The sequence below is a fragment of the Chitinophaga arvensicola genome, from assembly GCF_900110835.1.
GTDB classification, from domain to species: domain Bacteria; phylum Bacteroidota; class Bacteroidia; order Chitinophagales; family Chitinophagaceae; genus Chitinophaga; species Chitinophaga arvensicola.
In genome coordinates, this window is the sequence record NZ_FOJG01000003.1 from 127574 (window position 1) to 134350 (window position 6777).

A 6777-nucleotide genomic window follows, 5' to 3' on the forward strand; every position below is an offset into this window, starting at 1 on the left:
CAGCAAGTATGGAGCAGGAGCAAAAACACAGTTTAAGAATAAACCGTGTTGTACTTTAACGATGTCATCATAGACGGTGTTTACGACCGTACTTTTCCAAAGTATCCAAATTCAAGCAACGGAAATAACTCGGTCGTTTATTGATTAAAACTCAACCTTGGAAACTCTTCCAGGAATACGTCAGGACTATAACCAGCTTTCATAAATAAATATTCCAGGGATGCATTGATGCGGCTGTTTAACTGCTGCATGTCTGTCAACTGGAGTTTGCCTCCGCGTTTCAGGATTCGTCCGTCCACGATCACTGTATCTACATTGCTTCTGTCTGCGGCATGAACAAGAGATCCGATAGCATTATTGGAAGGAAAAAGATTAATATCGGTGGCTCTCAGCAAAACAAGGTCCGCCGCCTTTCCGGGAGTAATGCTTCCGGAAACATGACCAAAGCCGGCGATATCCGCGCCATTGATCGTTGCTGCTTCCAGTATTTTACGGGAAAGAACGGGAGATGGAACTGCTTTTTCTCCCTTGTATTTTTGATGCTGTGCCCAGGCACGCTGCAGGGTAAAAGCTACCCTCATTTCGGTAAACATGTCGCCGCCATAAGCCGTTTCAAGATCAGTACCTATTGCCGGCCTGATACCATGATTGATGGCATGCTGATAGGCAAAAACCCCTTCTTCAAGTCCATAATGGGCATCTGACCGGGGATCTACGGTCACTTTAACACCGGCATCCCTGATGATCTCCCATGCACGGGGCGTTAGACCGGTGCAATGATTGAAAATATTGTCCGGACCCAGCTGGCCGTTTTGGGCTATTACCTCCAGCAAATCAGACATCTGCTGTCCTACCACCTCTGTTATGACAGGTACCCCGAGCGCTCTTGCAAGGTCCCAGCTATGGTTACTCATATGCGTAAAGATGGCCGGCTTAATCAGGGACCCTGTAGAGGAAAAAAGATCTCCGATTACCTGCTCTACTCCCCGGGGCCAGAAACTGCTGTCCCATTCACCTCCCAGCGGGAAGGCAGGAGCATACAGCGCCCTGATACCACTATCTGTAAGCGCGTCGATGGCTGCATAAGCGTGTTCCAGGCTCCTGGCATTATGAGAGGCATCTACAATAGTGGTGATACCACTATCAATTGCGCTGATAGCTGTCAGCAGATTACCCAGGTAAATATCTTCGGGGCGGTAGTATTTGGCAAAACCAAAGTGTATGTCGGCCACATATGTCATCAGATCATTTACATTGGGCATCGTACTTCGCAGTGTTCCCAGCCATGCATGGCGATGAGCATCAACAAAGCCAGGAAATACAATCATACCGCTGGCATCAATGATCTCCATATGCTCCTGCTCCAGTCCTTTTCCTATTGCCTGTATCTTTCCATGCTGAATGAGTATATCTCCACCGGATAAATCAGCAATGGAGGGGTCCATGGTAATAATAGTGCCATTCTTTATAAGTACGTCCTGTTGCTTGTTTACAGATAGTTTTATTCTGTTTTCCATATTACTGTCTTTTGATTTTTTAAACAATCAATTTTAGTAATACAAAACTATCTCCGCACTGCTAAATAATGTAGGACGATGTACTTAATTAGCAGGATCATTCACCTGTCAGCCGCTTTCTCATCACAGAAGGCGATAAACCGGTATGCTTCTTAAAAAAACGGGCAAAATAGGCGGGATCATTAAACCCTACCTTTGCGGCAATTTCATTTACAGACCAGTCAGTTTGCCTAAGAAAAACCTTGGCCTGGTTAATATAAAGCTGCTGCAGGTGATAGCCGGCAGACTGCCCCGTCACCTTTTTTACTTTATCGTTGAGATAATTGCGGGAAATTCCCAACCGGTGCGCATAGCTATCCAGTGCAGGCATGAAGGTAGTCTCACCTTTTAAAAGGGCCTGGAAATCTGTTTGGCACAGCAGCAGAAACTCATTGGTCAACCCATTTGATAGTGCGGGCCCGGCAGGCGAAATCCGTCCGGGGTTATCCGGAAAGAATTCCAGGCTGGCCTTTTCCATAAATAAATGCAGATAGGACTTCAACAACCCATATTTCAAAGCGCCATCTCCTTGCTGAGCAGCGGCCATTTCTTCCATCAGCCGGGCATAAAAGGCTGTCTGGTTTGCCGTCAGGGAGACTACGAAATCATTACCGGACGAAAAGAAATGTCTTGATCGGAGCCAACTTTTATTCTCCAGACCATCATTATAAAAAGTTTCAGAAAAACAAAGGCAGTAACCTTCCTGGTGGGCTGTCTGTGAATGCCAGGAGGATACTACATATGGACCTATAAAGCAAAGCACGTTGGGGCCTATCTGGTACTGGTTACTCCCGAAATGATAGACTCCAGTCCCCTTCTGATTTAATATGACGATAAAAAATTGCAGCAGGTGGGGGCTCACCTCACTTTTGCAGGCGCTCATCTGCTGGTCTACACGTATCAACTCAAAGCCAGACTGATTGTAAATATGCGGCGTTATCTGTTTTTCATTGTCAAAATAAATACCGCCTAAATTATTCATATTAATTGGCTGCAATTTCCCCACTTCGCTTTTGCTTTTTTTCATAATTGCCTCGTTTACGGATAAAACCGCTGATCCTTCACTGGAAAAGCGGTATAAAGTTCGGGGAATTAAACGATAACCATCATCTGGCAGCAACTGATTTAATAGCTCCTTTTTTAGACCATCTGCTGACAGATCGGTTATCAGGTTTCCTTTTAAAGGTCATCACTTTAAAAGAAGGTCTGAAAATATTATCACTCATGCCAAAGGAGATGGTAGGCATGGCATCTGCGCCAAGTGTGTAAGGAAAATCTTCGTGCAAATGATCTCTACGGAGCGTGCGGAAAAAAGTTAGGAATTTGAACATGATGTTGTCTTTTGTTTCCCGACTGGAAAGACAACAGTGGCCATCTTTACAAAGGGAAGGTTAATGATAATTGCTGTTTGTGGGAGGCTCTATGTCCATGTTTTATTTAATTAATTTTTTATCCTGATTACTATGTTGCAAAGATAGAATACAACCTTTAATTACAAGTCATTCTCAACTGCCATCTTCCGCCAGCTAACCTCTGACACGTGCTGTTCAATAGTAAGCCGGCCGGCTATTTTCTCCATCATCTGATCTTCATTGCTGCTGGCGAGTATTTCCGCTGTTATCAAAGCCAGTGAAGGATCTGTATTATCAGTACTTTTAAGGGAGCGCAACAACAGCTTATGATCATCATTGGTATGTTGTAATAAAAGCACCCGGAGATGATTTTCTACATCCTGCCTGCAATGAATGGATAGTATATATCCCACCTGGGTAGACATTTCCCTGTCGATAGGCAATCTGCTTAAACGTACGCCCACTGGGCGCATGAGCACATGTGTCAATATAATAAAGGAAGATCCGATGGCTGCTTCCCAATAGTATGCCGACCCACAAAGCGCTCCTACTGCGGCAGAACACCACAATGTGGCTGCGGTATTCAGCCCTCTCACATTCATACCGTCTTTCATAATCACGCCGGCGCCCAGGAAGCCGATTCCGCTGACCACATAAGAGGTAACCCTTCCAACGGCTTCCCCGCTGATCTTTGCCGCCAACGCTACAAACATGCTGGCACCCAGGGCCACCAGCATATTTGTACGTAGCCCGGCCATGCGCTGACGCCATTGCCGCTCAGTACCAATGGCAGCACCCAGCAAAAAAGCAATTGCCAGCCTGGTGGTGAAATCTATTACGCTGATTGACATGATCTCTGTTTTTTGTGCCCCAACCGGCACAACAGCTGTTATGATAGTGGCAGGCGATTAAGAAATAAAATGTAACTGTAAATAAGCAGCCGTTTCTGTGTCCATAGACCAAAAAATTATTTGCGCTGCAAAGATAAAACGACAATTTGAACAAGGCCGTTAGAAAGAAGACAGTTTTTTATTAGAAAATATTTAGAAAACATATTCCTGCTCACAACACTGATCTGATACCCGGATTTAAAAAAATAGCCTTGAAAGATAAACTTCCAAGGCTATAAATTTATAGCAACCAGCATTATTCAATCAAATGACGGCATCCCGAACGCTTAAAATAAGTCCTGCTCCATATACCGTCTCTATACTCAAAAACCTGGAAGCCTCCAGGAGCTTGCGTAGACGGAAAATAAAAACATCCAGACTACGTTCACCCAGATAAATATCATTGCTATTAAAATAGGTCAGTATCTCCTTCCGGCTTACAAGCCTGTTTTCGTTATTAAAGAAAAAATTCAGTAAGGCGGATTCGTTGGTACTCAGTTGTAACCCAACACCAGCCGTCCCCACATGAAGTACCTGTAAATCCTTATTGAGTTGTACATCACCTCGTTCAATAATGCTGCCCCCATTAATAATACAAGCAGTTATGCGCCTGATAATATTACGGATACGAAGAGCGAGTTCATCTACATCCAAAGGCATTGAAAGGCAGTCTGCGGCGCCAATTTTCAATCCGCGTATCCGGTCATCTTTGTTTGCTGCTGTTATTAATACAAATGGTGGCCCCCCTCCCATTTCTGCTATTTTTTCCGCCAGCTCAAATCCATCCATACCGGGCAATACCGCATCTATGAGCAGGATATTGTAGTACCTCAAGTCTTTACGAATTACTTCATATGCCTGTTTTCCATTTGATAAAACATCAACTTCGAACTCATTTTTTTCAAACCGCTGTCTGATCAGATTTCGCAGACCAACAACTGCTTCAACCAGGAGAATTCTTGCTTTCATCAGATAAAATTTATTGACACAACGCTGTAAACATTCTTTGCAGTGTAACATACCTCTGGCTGCATCGGATGAGAGCCGTTAATAAACGATAGCAGCAAAATCGATACGCGCCTTATCCAGTTGTACCTGCCAGCTATTTCCCGCTTCATCATTTGGGCCGAATGCGTTACGGGCCAACTGGCTGAGATCCTTATGGGCTGCCCCGCTCCAGAAATGTATAAACTCACCCATGTTCATGGCACGATCATATTCCTTTCCCAGGGCAATGTTGTGCTGCGGGAAATACCGGGATAAGAGCGTAAAAAAACCATTAAGCACATCCTTGCCACCGTAGCTCTGATAAATAGGATAAAACCAGTCGCGGAACCAGTGTGTATTTGCCTGTGGATAGTTATCCGTTACTGATAACTTTGCATTATACCAACGGTCTGCCTCCTGGTTCCATCCTAAATTTTTATACACGTCGTATTGATAGATCTCCATCCATTTACTGTCGTGCCATATGCCAAAAGCGGGGGAATTATGCACGCCTTTGGAAGCCCCTTCCACAATATGACCTACTTCATGCGTTACGATATCCACGTTCCAGCCGGTACTGTCTTCCCATGGATTATCTGAACCTACATCGATCATATTGCGGAAATCGTGGCTTGCATCAAAATAGGTGGATGGATGACCACCACCATATCTTTTGTAGTGCAGTATTACATTGAGTCTGCGGTCTTTGTCCTGCCCAAAGGCTCCGTAAGTGGCTTTGGTGTATTTCCATATCGCAGTTAATTTGCTGAGGGGCCATTTTAATTCCCTGGATACATTGTCATCATAATACATGGCCACATCATCATTGTACGACACCAGCGTTACCAGCTGATTGTGCTCGAACCAATGCTCCTGCCAGGTGACAGAAGGAGCATTGGGGTCTTTTTGATTACCGGTGAGCGGTATGGTTTCCTCCTTTTGAGAGCAGGAAATGCCGGCGAGTATCAGTGTGATGGTGGTAATAATTAGTTTGTTCATGGTTGTACTTATTTACCAACCTGGATTTTGTACCAGTTTAGGATCAATTAATATCTGCTGATAAGGGATAGGGAATAAATAGTCACGATCGGTAAATGTCCTTGTTTCGATGAGGGTCTTATTATAGAAATCCGGTCCGTTGCCATTCATATTCATCCCATATACGGCGCCGTTACCCGTGGTTTTAGCAATTTTCCAGCGGCGGGTATCAAAGTACCGTACGCTTTCAAAGGCCAGTTCTACTCTTCTCTCCGCCTGGATGGCCTGCCGTACTGCAGCCTGACCGGAAGGTACCGGAATGGATACGCCATCATAGCCGGGTATGCCTGCCCGGCTGCGAACCAGGTTTACATATTTTAATATGTCGGAGGCTCCTGGGCTGGATTCATTGAGGGCTTCAGCATAATCGAGAAAAATCTGCGCCAGCCTCAGGTATACCACGCCACGGCTATTGTCGTTGCCCGCCACATCTTTTCTTACCACATACCCGGTAGGCGACACGTCGGAAGTACTTTGATCCCTGCCGGAGTTCCCGCTCTTTTCCATATTGGTAACAATGGTAACGCCTCCGGTCTGGTAAAGCCAGTAACTGTTATTGTAGGTAATACCCACGTAGAAACGGGGCTCCCTGTTGGTCCACGGGTTATAGGTACTCCGGGAGGTCACATCAAACGGGGCTTGAAAACTTGAAAAACCGGCAGATGTATACCCGGCGGCAGGGTCGGTGATGGGCAATCCGTTTTTTGTAAAATACGCATCCACCATTGCCTGCGTGGCGCCGTGGGCGCCTGCGCCATGCTCATCTGCCGATAGGCCGGCGTGAAACGGTGTTCTGTCATAGCGCATAAAACTTCCAGAGTTGGCGCGGCCATAAATCCATTCTTTATTCCATTCTGTCGTCATCACATTTCTGCACGACAGGTACGCAGCTGTAAAGGGATCATCGTCCTGCTCCCGGTACAGGTCATAGTATTTGGGGACATAGGTGTCCAG

7 protein-coding genes are annotated in these 6777 nt (G+C 45.5%); all 7 read right to left on the bottom strand.

The genetic code is table 11. From position 1 onward, the window contains the following. Positions 1–137 precede the first annotated feature (137 nt). Complete coding sequence (locus BMW79_RS33625; protein ID WP_218150527.1) at positions 138–1517, bottom strand: amidohydrolase family protein; 1380 nt, start codon at positions 1515–1517, stop codon at positions 138–140. A 97-nt stretch (positions 1518–1614) separates the two neighbouring features. Beyond that, positions 1615–2583, bottom strand: coding sequence for an AraC family transcriptional regulator (locus BMW79_RS33630; RefSeq protein WP_089904851.1), 969 nt, complete (start codon positions 2581–2583; stop codon positions 1615–1617). A 79-nt stretch (positions 2584–2662) separates the two neighbouring features. Then, positions 2663–2887, bottom strand: coding sequence for a hypothetical protein (locus tag BMW79_RS33635; RefSeq protein ID WP_089904854.1), 225 nt, complete (start codon positions 2885–2887; stop codon positions 2663–2665). Positions 2888–3048: 161 nt separating this feature from the next. Further along, the gene (locus BMW79_RS33640; protein ID WP_089904857.1) at positions 3049–3759 is read right to left on the bottom strand and encodes an MgtC/SapB family protein; all 711 of its coding nucleotides are present in this window, start codon (positions 3757–3759) and stop codon (positions 3049–3051) included. 303 nt (positions 3760–4062) lie between these two features. Continuing rightward, the gene (locus BMW79_RS33645) at positions 4063–4767 is read right to left on the bottom strand and encodes a response regulator transcription factor (protein ID WP_177192450.1); all 705 of its coding nucleotides are present in this window, start codon (positions 4765–4767) and stop codon (positions 4063–4065) included. Positions 4768–4845: 78 nt separating this feature from the next. After that, positions 4846–5784, bottom strand: coding sequence for a hypothetical protein (locus BMW79_RS33650; RefSeq protein ID WP_089904863.1), 939 nt, complete (start codon positions 5782–5784; stop codon positions 4846–4848). 12 nt (positions 5785–5796) lie between these two features. Beyond that, positions 5797–6777, bottom strand: a 981-nt coding sequence (locus tag BMW79_RS33655; protein ID WP_143059328.1) for a RagB/SusD family nutrient uptake outer membrane protein, incomplete at its 5' end; no start/stop codon positions are given.

What these genes read in the sequence shown, in the direction of transcription:
- BMW79_RS33625 (WP_218150527.1), bottom strand. Translation starts at nt 1,517, where the DNA reads ATGGAAAACAGAATAAAACTATCTGTAAACAAGCAACAGGACGTACTT.
- BMW79_RS33630 (WP_089904851.1), bottom strand. Translation starts at nt 2,583, where the DNA reads ATGAAAAAAAGCAAAAGCGAAGTGGGGAAATTGCAGCCAATTAATATG.
- BMW79_RS33635 (WP_089904854.1), bottom strand. Translation starts at nt 2,887, where the DNA reads ATGTTCAAATTCCTAACTTTTTTCCGCACGCTCCGTAGAGATCATTTG.
- BMW79_RS33640 (WP_089904857.1), bottom strand. Translation starts at nt 3,759, where the DNA reads ATGTCAATCAGCGTAATAGATTTCACCACCAGGCTGGCAATTGCTTTT.
- BMW79_RS33645 (WP_177192450.1), bottom strand. Translation starts at nt 4,767, where the DNA reads ATGAAAGCAAGAATTCTCCTGGTTGAAGCAGTTGTTGGTCTGCGAAAT.
- BMW79_RS33650 (WP_089904863.1), bottom strand. Translation starts at nt 5,784, where the DNA reads ATGAACAAACTAATTATTACCACCATCACACTGATACTCGCCGGCATT.